Origin of the sequence: Thiohalobacter thiocyanaticus, from assembly GCF_003932505.1 — a bacterium.
GTDB classification, from domain to species: Bacteria; Pseudomonadota; Gammaproteobacteria; order Thiohalobacterales; family Thiohalobacteraceae; genus Thiohalobacter; species Thiohalobacter thiocyanaticus.
Genome location: NZ_QZMU01000002.1, coordinates 42,760 through 57,936 on the forward strand (window position 1 = coordinate 42,760; position 15,177 = coordinate 57,936).

At 62.7% G+C, this 15,177-nt stretch carries 12 protein-coding genes; 7 read left to right on the forward strand and 5 right to left on the reverse strand.

The genetic code is table 11. From position 1 onward, the window contains the following. Nucleotides 1-18: 18 nt before the first annotated feature. From D6C00_RS14400 to D6C00_RS14430, 7 genes are all read left to right on the forward strand, one after another. The gene (locus tag D6C00_RS14400) at nucleotides 19-1,440 is read left to right on the forward strand and encodes a cobyrinate a,c-diamide synthase (RefSeq protein ID WP_125182518.1); all 1,422 of its coding nucleotides are present in this window, start codon (nucleotides 19-21) and stop codon (nucleotides 1,438-1,440) included. Between the two features lie 40 nt (nucleotides 1,441-1,480). Continuing rightward, nucleotides 1,481-1,801 carry a HesB/IscA family protein gene (locus tag D6C00_RS14405; RefSeq protein WP_125182519.1) on the forward strand — a complete coding sequence of 107 codons (321 nt, stop codon included), beginning with the start codon at nucleotides 1,481-1,483 and terminating at the stop codon, nucleotides 1,799-1,801. 156 nt (nucleotides 1,802-1,957) lie between these two features. Continuing rightward, entirely contained in the window at nucleotides 1,958-3,604 is a 1,647-nt protein-coding gene (locus tag D6C00_RS14410) for a GAF domain-containing protein (protein WP_125182520.1), read from the forward strand. Beyond that, on the forward strand, nucleotides 3,601-4,284 hold the full coding sequence (locus tag D6C00_RS14415) for a response regulator (protein ID WP_125182521.1): 684 nt from the start codon (nucleotides 3,601-3,603) through the stop codon (nucleotides 4,282-4,284). Before D6C00_RS14410 ends, D6C00_RS14415 begins: the two co-directional genes overlap by 4 nt. A 28-nt stretch (nucleotides 4,285-4,312) precedes the next feature. Beyond that, nucleotides 4,313-4,783, forward strand: a complete 471-nt coding sequence (locus D6C00_RS14420; protein WP_125182522.1) for a rhodanese-like domain-containing protein — start codon at nucleotides 4,313-4,315, stop codon at nucleotides 4,781-4,783. Between the two features lie 60 nt (nucleotides 4,784-4,843). After that, nucleotides 4,844-6,808, forward strand: a complete 1,965-nt coding sequence (locus tag D6C00_RS14425; protein ID WP_241546946.1) for an alpha-amylase family protein — start codon at nucleotides 4,844-4,846, stop codon at nucleotides 6,806-6,808. A 134-nt stretch (nucleotides 6,809-6,942) separates the two neighbouring features. Next, nucleotides 6,943-8,250, forward strand: coding sequence for an NAD(P)/FAD-dependent oxidoreductase (locus tag D6C00_RS14430; protein WP_125182524.1), 1,308 nt, complete (start codon nucleotides 6,943-6,945; stop codon nucleotides 8,248-8,250). A gap of 29 nt (nucleotides 8,251-8,279) precedes the next feature. Here the strand turns inward: D6C00_RS14430 and D6C00_RS14435 are convergent, their stop codons facing one another. The 5 genes from D6C00_RS14435 to pepN form a co-directional block, all read right to left on the reverse strand. Then, complete coding sequence (locus D6C00_RS14435; RefSeq protein ID WP_125182525.1) at nucleotides 8,280-8,951, reverse strand: hypothetical protein; 672 nt, start codon at nucleotides 8,949-8,951, stop codon at nucleotides 8,280-8,282. A 405-nt stretch (nucleotides 8,952-9,356) separates the two neighbouring features. Then, the gene (locus D6C00_RS14440) at nucleotides 9,357-9,698 is read right to left on the reverse strand and encodes a S24 family peptidase (RefSeq protein WP_125182526.1); all 342 of its coding nucleotides are present in this window, start codon (nucleotides 9,696-9,698) and stop codon (nucleotides 9,357-9,359) included. 41 nt (nucleotides 9,699-9,739) lie between these two features. Continuing rightward, nucleotides 9,740-11,176, reverse strand: coding sequence for a siroheme synthase CysG (gene cysG, locus D6C00_RS14445; RefSeq protein ID WP_125182527.1), 1,437 nt, complete (start codon nucleotides 11,174-11,176; stop codon nucleotides 9,740-9,742). Nucleotides 11,177-11,337: 161 nt separating this feature from the next. Next, nucleotides 11,338-12,021 (reverse strand): TorF family putative porin, encoded by a 684-nt coding sequence (locus D6C00_RS14450; RefSeq protein ID WP_125182528.1) that lies wholly within the window; start codon nucleotides 12,019-12,021, stop codon nucleotides 11,338-11,340. A gap of 195 nt (nucleotides 12,022-12,216) precedes the next feature. Continuing rightward, a complete protein-coding gene (gene pepN, locus D6C00_RS14455; protein ID WP_125182529.1) occupies nucleotides 12,217-14,877 on the reverse strand; it encodes an aminopeptidase N in 2,661 nt (886 codons plus the stop codon). Nucleotides 14,878-15,177 lie beyond the last annotated feature (300 nt).

Sequence of the window (15,177 nt, forward strand, 5' to 3'; positions counted from 1 at the left end):
CTGTCTTTCTGAAAGACAATGTCCCGTTTCTATATCAGTGCCGCACACAAGTCCTCGGGCAAGACCACACTGTCCCTGGGGCTCGCGGCTGCCATGACACAGGAAGGTTTCAGGGTTCAGACCTTCAAGAAGGGCCCCGACTATATCGACCCCATGTGGCTGCGAGAGGCCAGCGGCCGACCCTGCTACAACCTCGATTTCAACACCATGCAGCCGGATGAAATCCGTGGCCTGGTGGCCACCCGGCTGCAGGGCATGGACATCGGCCTGGTGGAAGGCAACAAGGGCCTGTTCGACGGCATGGCGCTGGACCTGAGCAACAGCAATGCCGCGCTGGCGCGGCTGCTGGCAACGCCTGTGGTACTGGTCATAGACGTCCAGGGCATGACCCGCGGCATCGCCCCGCTGCTGCTTGGCTACATGCAGTTCGACCCCCAGGTACGCATCGGCGGCGTGATCCTGAACAAGGTCGCCGGCAGCCGCCATGAGACCAAGCTGCGTGAGACCATCGAGCACTATACCGACATCCCGGTGGTCGGTGCCGTGCACCGCAATCCCGACCTGCGCATCGATGAGCGCCACCTGGGGCTTGTTCCGAGCAACGAGGCCTCGGGCGCCCGCGATCTGATCGACCGCATCGCGGCCCTGATCCGCGACCAGGTCGACCTGTCCCGGCTGCGCAAAATCGCCGCCACGGCACCCGGGCTGGCCACACCTGCAGAGCGCAGCCAGACCGTTGAACCCGCGCCGGCGCTGCGTATCGGCATCGCCCGCGACGCCGCCTTCGGTTTCTACTATCCCGACGACCTGGAGGCCCTGGAAGCGGCCGGTGCCAGCCTGGTCCCCATCGACACCCTCACCGATACCGAACTGCCGGCGATCGACGGCCTGTTCATCGGCGGTGGCTTTCCCGAGGCCTGCATGGACCGGTTGGAGGCCAACACGGGCCTGCGCCGGGCCATCCATGACGCCATCGAGGCCGGCCTCCCCACCTATGCCGAATGCGGTGGTCTGATGTATCTCACCCGCAGCCTGCACTGGCAGGACCGGCGGGCGGAGATGGTGGGTATCATCCCGGCCGATACCGTCATGCATGCCCGCCCCCAGGGCCGTGGCTACATCGTCCTGCGCGAGGCAGCGGCCCACCCCTGGCAGGGCACGGCGCCCCCGGACACCATCGCCGCACACGAATTCCACTATTCACGCCTGGAAAATTTCGATACCGACGCGGCCCGTTTCGCCTACCAGGTGGTACGCGGCAGCGGTATGGACGGCCGGCACGACGGCTATGTCTACAAGAACCTGCTGGCCTGCTACGCCCACCTGCGCGATACCGGCCAGTACCACTGGGCACTGCGCTTCGTGGACTTTGTACGCCGGACAAAAACCCCACACCACACGGGTGAAGGCGACGATGCCCGGACCAATGTCTTAGAATAGTCCGTGTAATTCACGCATTAACCATCACGAGGTGTCACCCATGATCACCATTACCCCCGCCGCCGCCAAACAGATCAAAGAAGCGGCCAAGCAGTCCCGTATGGAGGGCATGGCCCTGCGCATCGCGGCCGACCGCCAGTCCGATGGCAGTATCCACTACGGCATGGGTTTCGATGACCTGAACCGGGACGATGACACCCGCTATGCCTCGGAAGGCATCGAGCTGGTTATCGCCCCCACCAGCCGCGCCCTGCTCGACGGCACCGTTGTGGACTTCGTGGAAATCGAACCCGGCGACTTCCAGTTCATTTTCATGAATCCCAACGACGCCAACTACACCCCGCCGGAGAACGCGGGCTGAGCAGCCACGCAACGGGATCCGGACCCGACCGCGCTGCCCCGGACGGATGTCCGCCGGCGGTGATGGTGGTATAGTGAAGGCTCGAAGTCAGTCGCTTTCGACCCGCCTTCCAAGCAATATGGCATTGATTTCACGGCAGAACGTCACTGAGGTCGGATGAGCCAGGAATCCCTTGAACAGACCGAATCCCGGCGCAGGCGGGAACCGCACACGGAAGACTCCGGCGCGGTGGTCTCCCTGCGCAACCGGGTACTGAATCCCCTGCTGCTGCCGATGCTGGGGCTGGGAGTGATCTTTGCACTCACGCTTGCTCACCTGTGGCTGGCAGAGCCGGGCAGCGGCTTCTATATCCTCCAGACCCTGCTGAGCCTGCTGGGACTGGTCCTGGTCATCACCGGCATCATCCTGATCCGCAATGAACTGCTCCGGCCGCTGCAGGAGATCCGCTCCTGGGCCACCATGATGCTCAACGACCAGCTCGCCAGCCGGATCCCGGTACCGCCCCGGGGCCTGTTCACCGATCTGATGCATGACATCAACCAGTTCAGTGACCGTTTCCAGAGCCTGTCCCTGGACATGGAAACCCAGGTGCGCAAAGAGACCCGCCACATCAAACAGAAAACGCGCTCGCTGGAAATCCTCTACGACGTAGCGGCCAGCATCAACAGCTCTCGTGATCTGGACGATCTGCTCACCCGCTTTCTGCATACCCTGAAGGAAGTCGTGCAGGCGCGCGCCGCCACCGTACGTCTGCAGGGCAAGGACAACCAGATGCGGCTGGTCGCCAGCCTGGGCCTGAGCGAAGACATCGTACGCAAGGAACAATACCTGCCCTCCGACCGCTGCCTGTGCGGCCAGGCCGCTACCGAGGGTTCGGTGCAGGTGCATACCAGCCTGCGTACCTGCAACCGGCTGGTGGGCAGCGATTTCTTCGATAGCCAGGAAATCGAGATGATCGCCGTGCCCCTGCAGTACCGGGGACGCACCCTCGGGGTGTACAACCTGTTCGTCAACAAGAACAACAAGCTCGACAACGGTGTGGACCGGGAGCTGCTGGTCAGCATCGGCCGGCACCTGGGCATGGCCATCGAGAAGGCCGGCGTGGACGAAGAGGCCAACCGCCTGTCCATCATCGAGGAACGCACCCGCATCGCTCACGAACTGCACGATTCGCTGGCGCAGACGCTGGCCAGCCTGCGGTTCCAGGTCCGGGTGTTGGACGAAACTCTGCACCAGGGTGATGAGTCCGCCCTGTGGGCCGAACTGGAACGCATCGAGAACAGCCTGGATGAGGCCTACACGGAGCTGCGCGGCCTGATCGACCACTTCAGCGCCCCCATCGACCGCCGCGGCCTGATCCCGGCGGTGGAAAAGGTGATCCAGCGCTTTCGTAACGAGTCCGACATCCAGATTTTTCTCCAGCAGGAATGGGGCAATCGCGATCTGCCCGACGACATGGAGATCCAGGTGCTGCGCATCATCCAGGAGGCCCTGGCGAATGTACGCAAGCACAGCCAGGCCCATGTGGTGCGCGTGCTGATGCGCGGCGATGCCGTCGGTAACTATACCGTGCTGATCGAAGACGACGGCGTCGGCATGGCCAAACCCAACAAGGGCGGCGGACCCGGCGAGCACGTGGGCCTGTCCATCATGGAGGAACGCGCCCAGCGCCTCGGCGGGCGCATCCGCATCGAGTCCGAACCCGGCGAGGGTACGCGCATCCAGCTCATGTTCAAGGCGCCGCCGTCGACCCAGGTCAACCTCCAGGAAGTCAACATACCGGTGGAAAACGTCACCCGATGAGTCTGCGCGTCATACTGATAGATGATCACACCCTGTTCCGGGTCGGCCTGCAGGGGCTGCTCTCACATCGCGGTATCGAGATCGTCGCCGCGGTAGGTGATGGCAAGGAAGGCATCCGCCTGGCCGAAGAGCTCAAGCCGGATGTTATCCTGCTGGACATGCGCATGCCGGACATGGACGGCCTGGGCGTCCTGCGTCAATTGCGTCAGAGCGGACTCAGGATGCCCATCGTCATGCTCACAACCAGCAGCAATGAACAGGACCTGGTCGAGTCCCTGCGTAACGGCGCCCAGGGCTACCTGATCAAGGATATCGAACCCGACGACCTGGTCGTCGCCCTGCGCGAGATCGTCGCAGGCAAGACCGTGGTCGCCCCGGATCTCGCTCCGGTGCTGGCCAAGGTAGTACAGGGTGAAAGCGTCAGCACCCATGAGTCGAACGCCAGCCCGTTTGACGAACTGACGCCGCGGGAAAGCGAAATCCTGGGTCTGCTGGCGGAAGGACAGAGCAACAAGGCCATCGCCCGCAACCTCGGTATCTCCGACGGCACGGTCAAGCTGCACGTCAAGGCCATTCTGCGCAAGCTGGGGGTCCACTCACGGGTGGAGGCCGCCGTGATCGCGGTTGAGCAGGGTCTGCGTTCGACCCGCGAGGATCTCGGGGGGCGCGAGGCCGAGTAAAAGCGCCAGTTTCCATGCGGAGCAAACAATGAAGAAGTACACAGACCTTATCGAAGAGGCCACGGCCCAGATCCGGGAGGTCTTCCCCTGGGACATGGAAGAACTCGAACAGCAGAACGACAACATCCTGCTGATTGACACTCGCGAGCCCCATGAATACGAAGCCATGCGCATAGATGGCTCGATCAATGTACCACGCGGCATCCTGGAAACCGCCTGTGAGTGGGGCTTCGACGAAACGGTCCCCGAACTGGTGGAGGCACGCCATCGCCCGGTAGTCGTGGTGTGCCGCTCCGGGAACCGCAGCGCACTGGCGGCCGTAACCATGCAGCAGCTCGGCTACGAGGGTGTCTATTCGCTCAAGACCGGCCTGCGCGGCTGGAACGACTATGAGCTCCCCCTGATCGACAACAGCGGCAAACAGGTCGATCCGGACGATGCCGAGGAATATTTCACGCCCAGGCTCAAGCCCGAGCAACTGCCTCCAGAGCAGCGCTGAACTTCAAACCCGATTGAAACCATCCGCCGCAGGGCGGCTACCTGCCGCATGGATTGCAGTATGAATCACAGCAGTATCGATGATGCCCGATGGTTGCAAAAGCACAGTGACGCCTCTCTGCGCCGGCTGCTGCCGCGCATCGAGGAGCGCTACAAGGCTCAGACCGATCCCGCCGAGTGGGCAGCCTACATCGACAGGCTGACGACCTACTTCCCGCAGCTGTTCAAGCGCCTGCATGGCCTGTATGGCCAGCATTATGATTTCTTCTATCACCTGGAAAGCATCCTGGCCTCGGCCACCGAAATGTGGCTGCAGCGCCCGGCCGAGCTCAAGGCGCTGGATGCCATGCGCGAACTCGATCCGCACTGGTACCAATCCAACCGCATGGTCGGCGCCATGTGCTACGCGGATCTGTTTGCCGGCGACCTGAAGCGCCTGCGCGAACGTATCCCCTACCTCACCGAACTGGGCATAACCTATCTGCACCTGATGCCGGTATTCAAGGTACCTCAGGGCGACAACGACGGCGGCTATGCCGTGAGCAGCTACCGTGAGATCGATCCACGGCTGGGCGAGATGAATGACCTGCGCGAACTGGCCACCGAGCTGCGACACCACGGCATCTCGCTGGTACTCGATTTCGTCTACAACCACACTTCCGATGAGCACGAATGGGCACAGCAGGCACTGCGCGGCGACGAGGACCACCAGGACTACTACCGTATGTTCCCCGACCGGAGCATGCCGGATGCCTACGAGCGCAGCATGGGCGAGATCTTTCCCGAGGACCACCCCGGCGCCTTCACCTATCGCAACCGCATCAAGAAATGGGTGTGGACCACCTTCAACACCTTCCAGTGGGATCTGAACTACGAGAATCCGGTCGTGTTCAGCGGCATGCTGGAAGAGATGCTGTTTCTCGCCAACCAGGGCGTGGAGATACTGCGGCTGGACGCCGTGGCCTTTCTCTGGAAGCGCCTCGGCACCGACTGCCAGAATCTGCCCGAGGCCCACTGGATCATCCAGGCCTTCAACGCGCTGGTCAATATCGCCGCCCCGGCCATGGTGTTCAAGTCCGAGGCCATTGTTCATCCCGACGAGGTCAGCAAGTACATCAGTCCGCAGGAATGTCCGCTGTCCTACAACCCCCAGCTCATGGCCCTGCTCTGGGACGCTCTGGCCACCCGTGATGTCAGGCTCCTGCACTACGCCATGGAGCGCCGCTTCGCCATCCCCGAGGGCTGCGCCTGGGTCAACTATGTGCGCTGTCACGACGACATCGGCTGGGCCTTCTGCGATCAGGATGTCGAGGCGGTGGGCTTCGATCCACGGGCGCACCGGGATTTTCTGACCAGGTTCTATACCAACCGCTTCGAGGGCAGTTTCGCGCGCGGCGCGCCGTTCCAGGAAAACCCGGACACGGGCGATGCACGGGTCTCCGGCACCTGCGCCTCGCTGTGCGGCCTGGAACAGGCGCTCGCGGAATCCGACGAAAACGAAACCGAGCTTGCCATTCGGCGCATTCTGCTGCTGCACGGGGTGATCATCACCATCGGCGGCATTCCGCTGATCTACATGGGCGACGAGATCGGCATGCTCAACGACTACAGCTACGACAAGGACCCGGCCAAGGTCGGCGACTCACGCTGGCTGCATCGCTCTGCCTTCGACTGGGAACGCGCCGAACAGCGCCGCGACCCCGCCACGACCGTCGGTCGTATCTATCAGGGCATCCTGCGTCTGATCCAGCTGCGCCAGCAGAATGATGCCTTCCGGCGCACGGAGACCGAAATCGTCAACACCGGCAACCGCCATGTGTTCGGTTTTTTTCGCAACCATGAACAGCACAGCCTGTTCGTGCTGGCCAATTTCAGCGAACGCGAACAGCGACTGGAGGCGCGCTACCTGCGTATGATGGGCATGCGCAAGTCGATGGTCGATCTGTTCGCCGGCCGGACCATCATCGCCGCGCAGGAACTGGTGCTGGAACCCTACCAGCTGATGGTCCTGTCGCGGTTGCACTGAGTGGTCAGGTGGTATTGAAGCCACGGATAAACACGGATGAAAACGAATAAAACCAAAATGAATGGATCATTAATTCTACCTGTGTTTATCCGTGTTCATTCGTGGCCAATATACCTCGCGGGATCGAATAACGCATGAACGACAAACACCGCATCGTGATCGTCGGCGGCGGCGCCGGCGGGCTGGAGCTGGCCACCCGGCTCGGCCGGAAACTCGGGCGGCCAGGGCGGGCTGATATCACCCTGGTCGATGCCAATCGCACCCATATCTGGAAACCGCTGCTGCACGAGGTCGCCGCCGGCACTTTCGACTCTTATGAGAACCAGCTCGAATACCTGGCCCAGGGCGCGAAGAACGGCTTCCATTTCCGTCTGGGACGAATGGATGGCCTGGACCGGGAGAAAAAGGAAATCCAGGTCGCCCCCACCTGCAACAGCGAGGGCGAGGAGATCATTCCCCGGCGCACCTTCGGCTATGACACCCTGGTCATCGCCGTCGGCAGCATCAGTAACGATTTCGGCATCCCGGGCGTGAAGCAACACTGCCTGTTCCTCGATACCAAGGCCCAGGCCGAGAATTTCCAGACCCGGCTGCTGGAATCCTATATCCATGCCCACGCCCAGAACCGGCCGATGGAGCTCAGCCAGCTCGACGTCGTGATCGCCGGCGGCGGCGCGACCGGCATCGAGCTGGCTGCCCAGCTGCACAAGGTCTCACGTCTGTTCCGGGCCTATGGCCTGGACAATTTCACCCCGAACGCGATCCAGATCAGCATTGTCGAGGCTGCCGAGCGTATCCTGCCCGGCCTGCCCGAGCGCCTGTCCCAGGCTGCCCATGGTGAACTCAGCCGGCTGGGCATCGATGTCATTACCGGACAGCGCGTCACCGAAGTCACCGCCACCGGCATCCGGACCGACAGCGGTCAGTTCATCCCCGCGGCGATCAGGGTCTGGGCCGCTGGCATCAAGGCGCCCGACTTTCTCGGGGAGATCGCCGGGCTGGAAACCACCCGCAGCAATCAGCTGGTGGTGCGCCCCACCCTGCAGACCACGCGGGACGACGCCATCTTTGCCCTGGGCGACTGCGCCGCCTGCCCCTGGCCGGAGAAGAACAGCCTGGTGCCGCCACGGGCACAGGCGGCACACCAGCAGGCCTCGCACCTGTATCGTGTGCTGCGCCAGCGGCTGAACAACGAAGCCCTGTCGGAGTATCACTACCGGGACTACGGCTCGCTGGTCTCGCTCGGCCGCTACAGTACGGTGGGCAATCTGATGGGGAACCTGACCGGTTCCGTGATGGTGGAAGGTTTTATTGCAAGAATGGTGTATCTGTCGCTGTACAAGCTGCACCAGCTGGCGCTGTTCGGTTTTTACCGGACCGCAATGCTGAGTATCTCACACCTGTTCCGGGCCGGCGTACACCCGGAGATCAAGCTGCACTAATACTTCTTCACTATCATGTTGAAGGAGTACTAGGCCCCGAGCCGCCGGCGGGCGGCGGCCGCCAGTCCCACCAGACCGGAGCCGAACAGCAGCAGCGCACCCGGCACGGGGATAGCCGCGGGGGGCAGCAACCCATCCGTCTCCATGGTCAGGAAACTCAGACCACCCCGGGTCTCGGGGAAATAGCGGCCGAACAGTCCCACCTGCAGGTCAGCGCTCTCCAGACCGAGCAGCAGGCTGCTGTAATCCATGGCCAGTCCGAAGCGGATCGCCAGGGATTCGTGTTCGGCGTCCGTACCCGCATTGATACCGCTCACTGTGGCCGGCCCGCTGATACCGAAGGTATAGGCAGGCGCACGCTTCGCCGGATGCAGGGTACCGGGTCTGGCGAGACCTTCCATGAAATCCACCCGACCCACGCTGCCGCTTTCGATGCCGTTCAATCCGGAGAAGAAACCGTCGCCGAAGAAATAGATGTGCGGCAGGACCACCGAGGTCTCCGAACCGATGTTGGCGAAGGTGAAGGTGACCTCGTCAGTCGCACTCTGACTGACATCGATCCGGAACTGCGCCTCGCCCACGGCACAGCCGACATCCACGCCCGGCCGCACGGCGGCACAGAGGGGATCCAGAGATACCGCCTGCAGCAGACCCGGCAACGGGAGCAGCAGACTGAAGATGATGGCTTTCAGACGCGACATGGGATTTCCTGATGACAAGTTGATTAGCCCATGTACATAAGCAAGGATCAGGCCATTTTTATAACCTGATGATATATTAATTATTTTCGACAACCCCATGGTTTGGGGCTGTAAAAATGTAATTTTTATCGACAGATTATTTTCCGAAAAACAATAACACCTATAATTTTTATTAATATCATAAAGATAAAATCATTAATAAATCATAATTTTAGACTAAAGGGGTATGGCATAAAATTTATTGTAAGAAATAGCCTACAAATTCGATCGATTTAACAGAATCTGGCTCGCACACAGCCCCTCCCCCCCGACCGGATTTGGCAGCGGGATTCCGAGCCCCATGTAAAAAAGGCGAACAGGTCCGTTCCGGGGTGCAGCGGGCCCCGGATCAGAGGAGTCAGGGAGTCAGGCGTAGTGCTTGTGGTAACTGCGGCGGGTACCGGCACGCTGGACGATGACGCCCGAGATCTGGTGCAGGCCGTCGATCTCAAGGGTTTCGTAGCTCGAGCGCATGGGCTTGAGATAGTACCTGTCGTCCTGGACCAGCAACTGGCGGAAAATCAGGTCATCGCCCTCCAGCCGTGCGAGCACAAAGGAGCCGTTCTGCACCACGCCCGACGGGTCGATGATGATAATACAGCCCTTGGCAAACTCGGGCTCCATGCTGTCGTCGAGTACCTGCAGGGCAAACAGCTCCGCCTCGCCGCAGGAGCCGGAATCGATCTGGATGTCTAGGGGTTCGCTCATTCGCTCACCTCCTGCCTGAACGGCGTTGTTGGCTGTGAACCTCAGCCGCGCCCGGCCTGGCCGTGCGAGCTGAAGACGGTGCCGGGAACATGTTCCTCGGCCTGATACCATTCGAGCTTCTCGTGCAGACTGACCACTTCGCCCACAATGGTCAGAGTCGGCGCCCTCACCCCCGCCTGCTGGACGATCTCGGGCAGGGTCCGCACCGTGCCGATCAGCACCCGCTGGTTGGGCGTGGTGCCCTGTTCCACCAGCGCGGCCGGCATGTCGGGGGACATGCCGTGCTCGATCAGGCGCTCGCTGATGACGGAAATCCCGGTCAGTCCCATGTAGAAGACCACGGTCTGACGCGGTTGCACCAGGGCCGGCCAGTTCAGATCCAGATCGCCGGCCTTGAGATGACCGGTAACGAAGGTCACCGACTGGGCGTAATCGCGATGCGTCAGCGGAATCCCGGCATAGCTGGCGCAACCGGCGGCAGCGGTGATCCCGGGCACCACCTGGAACGGCACGCCTTCCTGGGCCAGGGTCTCGATCTCCTCGCCGCCGCGGCCGAAGATGAAGGGGTCACCGCCCTTCAGGCGTAATACCCGCTTGCCCTGTCTGGCCTGATCCACCAGCAGCTGATTGATCCCTTCCTGGGGTACGGCATGGTTGTCCTTTTCCTTGCCGACATAATAACGCTCGGCATCGCGCCGGGTCATATCCAGAATCGGCCCGGCCACCAGCCGGTCGTAGATGACCACGTCGGCCTGCTGCATCAGGCGCACGGCGCGGAAGGTCAACAGATCAGGATCCCCCGGGCCGGCGCCGACCAGATACACTTCGCCCATTGCGCGCGCGGCCGGCTTGCCGCTGAGGGCATCCTCCAGCGCCTGGCGGGCCTCGTCGTCACGGCCGGCAAAGACCATTTCGGCAATTGGCCCCTGCAACACCTCCTCCCAGAAGTGCCGGCGCCTGGCCTCGTCGGGGATCGCCTGCCTGGCCCTGTCCCGATAGGCCTCGGCCATGGCCGCCAGCCGGCCATAGGTGGAGGGGATGAGGGTTTCCAGCCGGGCACGCAGCTGGCGGGCCAGCACCGGAGAGGCGCCGCCGGTGGACACACTGACCAGCACCGGAGAGCGATCCATGATCGAGGGCACGATGAAGCTGCACAGATCGGCATTATCGACCACGTTGACCGGGATACCGCGTGTCTGGCACAGCTCGGAGACCCGGGCATTGACCGCGCGATCGTCGGTCGCGGCGATGACCAGCTGCCTGCCGCTGATGTCCGCATCCTCGAATACCCCCCGACGCCACTCGATCGCGCCGCTGTCGGCCTGACGCTGCAGGTCGGGCGTCAGGGCCGGAGCCACCAGATGCACACGCGCGCCGGCGCGCTGCAGCAGGGCCACCTTGCGCTCCGCGACACCACCCCCGCCGACTACCAGACAGGGTTTGTCGGTCAGGGTGAGATAAATTGGTAAATAATCCATCGGTGATGACCCAGTCTGGGATGCAAGGCCGCGCCCCGGATCGGGTGGCGGCAGAAACAGGAACTGCCCGGGCAGTCCGGCCGGGCGGAACTATAATTGTTTAGGTACTGTTTTACAAGAAATTTCCAGCAAACCAGGAGGGTATTTTACGCCCTGTGGACTCAGGGGAATGGCTTGCTGAAGCTGCCGATCAGACTGTAGCCGGCGTCCTGCTCGCCGTATCCCAGACCGGAACGGTCGATCAGGCGGACACCCAGCCCATAACCGCCGAAATCACCTTCGGCGGCGATGCTGAGGTCGGGATAGTCATGCTCGAATCCGGCACCCCGACGATAGCTCTGGCCCATCTGCAGGGAGACGGACATGCGCTCGCTGACCGGCGCCGTCCAGCCGGCCTGGTAGTACAGGCTCTGCTGCTGGCTGCCGCCCTCGGCCCGTGGCTCGTCCAGGTACCAGACCTGGCCGCTGAAGCCCTGATAACGAACACCCAGGAAGGCGTCATGGTAGTCGGCCCGGCTGCGGCCCGGCGGCGGCTGCCGGTCGAGCATCTGGCCGTGAGACAGGCCGGCATCGAGTGCCAGGCCATTGTCCAGGGTCCTGGTCAACTGCAGCCCCAGTGGTGCCGGGGTGGCGGAAACCGTCTCGTAGCCCCCGGCGTTGCCCTGCCAGGCACGACTGTCCAGGGGTTCGCGCGCCAGGGAGGTTTCCGTGGTGGAGAAGGCCCAGCCCTCATAGCCGACGCCGGCGGCAGCGTCCGCCGCCTGCAGGGACGGAGCGAAGAGCAGCGGCGCGCAGAGCGCTGCGCGCAGGCACAGATGCCGGATGTAATTGCCGCAAGCTGACATGGCGTAGTGGCTGTGAGGCCCAAGTCTGTATTTGGTCGTTTAACGCTAACATAGCACAGGAAAACACACTGATACAAAGCTCACAAATCCACACTGGCATACCCTGGGCAGCAGGATTTGCCGTGTTTCCCTTGTTACCGTCTACCTACGGAACAAATTTTATGTTCACTCTTCAATTTGTGTCATAACCCATCATTATTCTGTACATTCCTCCCCCAGGCTGCGCTCAGCGATTTCATACAGGTCGCGCGACACGCCTGGCGCGTCGCGCATCGTCTGCAGCTGCTCACGCATCCCCGCCTGGCGCGCGGGGTTGTAACGGCGCCAGTCGGTGAAAGCGGCCGCCAGCCGCGCGGCCACCTGGGGATTGCGGGCGTCCAGGGTACGTATCTGTTCTCCGATGAAGCGATAGCCGGCCCCGGATTCGTTGTGAAACCCCACCGGATTGCCCTGGGCAAAGGCCCGCAGCAGGGAATAGACCTTGTTGGGATTGGCCAGGCTGAAGGCCGGGTGACCGGTCAGGGCCTGTACCCGGTCCAGGGTATCCGGCCGGGCAGCGGTGGCCTGCAGGCTGAGCCATTTGTCCACCACCAGGGTATCTGCCTGCCAGCGCGAATAGAAATCCTCCAGCACCGCCTCGCGCTGCGGACAGTCGCTGTTGACCAGGGCCTGCAGGGCGGCCAGCGAGTCGGTCATGTTGGTCGCACTGCGGTACTGTCCCAGGGCCAACTCATACGCCGCTTCATCCTCGCAGGCGATGAGATAGTTCAGGCACAGGTTGCGCAGGCGGCGCCGGCCGGCGGCGGCCGCATCCGGACTGTAGGGCCCGGTTTCGGTGAGGGCCTGATAGCAGGCTTCCCATTCCGGACGCAGGGCCTGCGCCAGGGCACGACGCAGCGCCTCGCGCGCGCCGTGCAGCTGCTGTGGCTCGATCGTATCGACGAACTCGGCCAGATAGCCCTCGCCCGGCAGGGTCAGGGCCAGGGCGCGCAGGGCCGGATCCAGCGCCGCATCGTCCAGGGTGTGCCGGCAGGCCTCGACCAGGGGTTGAATCAATTCGCCCGTCAACGCCTCCGGCGGATGCGTCAGCAGCAGGCGCCGGGCCAGGGTCTGACCCGCCTCCCAGCGACAGAAGGGATCGTCCTCGTGGGCCGACAGCAGCGCCAGCTCGGCATCGCGGTAGTCCAGGTTCAGCTTGACCGGCGCGGAGAAGCCGCGCAACAGCACCGGCACGGGTTCGGCCGCGATGTCCTGGAACACGAAGGTCTCCTCCTCCTGGCACAGCTCCAGGACGCGCGATTCACCCACGGCCTGCGCCTCGCCATAGAGACGTAGCGGCAGCGCCCTGCCCTCGCCGTCACGCAGCCCCATGGCCACCGGAATGTGGAAGGGCTGCTTGGCCGACTGCCCCGGGGTGGCCGGGCACTGCTGGCGCAGGGTCAGGGCGAAGGTACACGCCTGTGGGTCGTAGTGACGCTCCACGGTCAGCTCCGGCGTGCCGGCCTGGTCGTACCAGCATCGGAACTGCCGCAGGCTGACCCCGTTGGCCGCCTCCAGGGCGTTGACGAAATCGTCCGTGGTCACGGCCTGGCCGTCGTGGCGCTCGAAATAGCGGTCGCAGCCGCGGCGAAAGGCCTCGGGACCGAGCAGGGTGTGCAGCATGCGCACCACCTCCGCGCCCTTGTTGTAGACGGTGACGGTATAGAAGTTGTCAATGGCGACATAGTGGTCCGGTTTGACCGGATGGGCCATGGGACCGGCGTCCTCGCGGAACTGGTGGGTACGCAGGATGTTCACATCAGTGATGCGCTGCACGCCGCGCGAGTTCATGTCGGCAGAGAACTCCTGGTCGCGGAACACGGTGAAACCTTCCTTCAGGCTCAGCTGGAACCAGTCGCGGCAGGTGACCCGGTTACCCGACCAGTTGTGAAAATACTCATGGCCGATCACACCCTCGATGTTCTGGTAGTCGCTGTCGGTGGCGGTGTCGGGACGGGCCAGCACATAACGCGAATTGAAGATGTTGAGGCCCTTGTTTTCCATCGCCCCCATGTTGAAATCGTCGACGGCGACAATCATGTAGCGGTCCAGATCGTATTCGCGACCGTAGACCGCCTCGTCCCACTTCATGGCGCGTTTCAGCGAGGCCATGGCGTGATCGCACTTGTCCAGGTTGTGCTTCTGCACATAGATGTAGAGATCGACCTCGCGCCCGGAACGGGTGACAAAGCGGTCCTCGATCCAGCCCAGATCCCCGGCCACCAGGGCGAACAGGTAGCAGGGTTTGGGAAAGGGATCCTGCCAGGTGACATAGTGACGGCCGTCCTCCAACTCACCGCTGGCGACGGGGTTGCCGTTGGAAAGCAGCACCGGACAGGCCGATTTGTCGGCACGCAGGGTGGTGGTGAAGCACGCCATCACGTCGGGCCGATCCGGGTAGAAGGTGATGCGGCGGAAGCCTTCGGCCTCGCACTGGGTGCAGAAATTGCCGCTGGAGGTATAGAGGCCGGACAGTTCGGTATTGGCCGCCGGCTGGATGCGGGTCTCGATCTCCAGCAGCCCGGTCTCGGGCAGATCCCGGACCTCGAGGCCGGCTTCATCCAGGCGATAGCGGTCGGCCGCCAGCGGCTCGCCGTCCAGGCTGATGCCCAGCAGTTCCAGCGCCTCGCCGTCGAGGTGCAGGGGCGTGCCCGGCGCAGTCTCCTGCGCCCGGCGAAAATGCAGCCGGGAACGCACCCGGGTCGCGTCCGGGTCCAGATCGAAATCCAGTTCCACTGCCTCGATGTGCCAGGCCGGTGGCTGATAGTCCTTGAGATAGACGGTGACGGGCTTCGGGGTGTCGGCTTTGCGGTCCATGGCGGGTGATTCCGGGTTGCTGCATGACAGAACCCTTTATTCTGCCCTAATCGAAGGGCTGTGGCATCCCATCCTGCCGGAATCGTGATAGCCACGGAAAACACGGTAAGCACGGACAAATTGAAATCTTGTGGCATCGTAGGTCGGGTCAGCCGCAGCGTAACCCGACACTCACGGCGGAAACGTCGGGTTACGCCCTGTCGGGCTAACCCGACCTACGATACTCATACAATCATAATCCTGTCCGCGCTTTCCGTGCTTTCCGTGGCCATAAAAAAACCCTCCCTTGACAGGGAGGGT

What these genes read in the sequence shown, in the direction of transcription:
- D6C00_RS14400 (WP_125182518.1), top strand. Translation starts at nt 19, where the DNA reads ATGTCCCGTTTCTATATCAGTGCCGCACACAAGTCCTCGGGCAAGACC.
- D6C00_RS14405 (WP_125182519.1), top strand. Translation starts at nt 1,481, where the DNA reads ATGATCACCATTACCCCCGCCGCCGCCAAACAGATCAAAGAAGCGGCC.
- D6C00_RS14410 (WP_125182520.1), top strand. Translation starts at nt 1,958, where the DNA reads ATGAGCCAGGAATCCCTTGAACAGACCGAATCCCGGCGCAGGCGGGAA.
- D6C00_RS14415 (WP_125182521.1), top strand. Translation starts at nt 3,601, where the DNA reads ATGAGTCTGCGCGTCATACTGATAGATGATCACACCCTGTTCCGGGTC.
- D6C00_RS14420 (WP_125182522.1), top strand. Translation starts at nt 4,313, where the DNA reads ATGAAGAAGTACACAGACCTTATCGAAGAGGCCACGGCCCAGATCCGG.
- D6C00_RS14425 (WP_241546946.1), top strand. Translation starts at nt 4,844, where the DNA reads ATGAATCACAGCAGTATCGATGATGCCCGATGGTTGCAAAAGCACAGT.
- D6C00_RS14430 (WP_125182524.1), top strand. Translation starts at nt 6,943, where the DNA reads ATGAACGACAAACACCGCATCGTGATCGTCGGCGGCGGCGCCGGCGGG.
- D6C00_RS14435 (WP_125182525.1), bottom strand. Translation starts at nt 8,951, where the DNA reads ATGTCGCGTCTGAAAGCCATCATCTTCAGTCTGCTGCTCCCGTTGCCG.
- D6C00_RS14440 (WP_125182526.1), bottom strand. Translation starts at nt 9,698, where the DNA reads ATGAGCGAACCCCTAGACATCCAGATCGATTCCGGCTCCTGCGGCGAG.
- cysG (WP_125182527.1), bottom strand. Translation starts at nt 11,176, where the DNA reads ATGGATTATTTACCAATTTATCTCACCCTGACCGACAAACCCTGTCTG.
- D6C00_RS14450 (WP_125182528.1), bottom strand. Translation starts at nt 12,021, where the DNA reads ATGTCAGCTTGCGGCAATTACATCCGGCATCTGTGCCTGCGCGCAGCG.
- pepN (WP_125182529.1), bottom strand. Translation starts at nt 14,877, where the DNA reads ATGGACCGCAAAGCCGACACCCCGAAGCCCGTCACCGTCTATCTCAAG.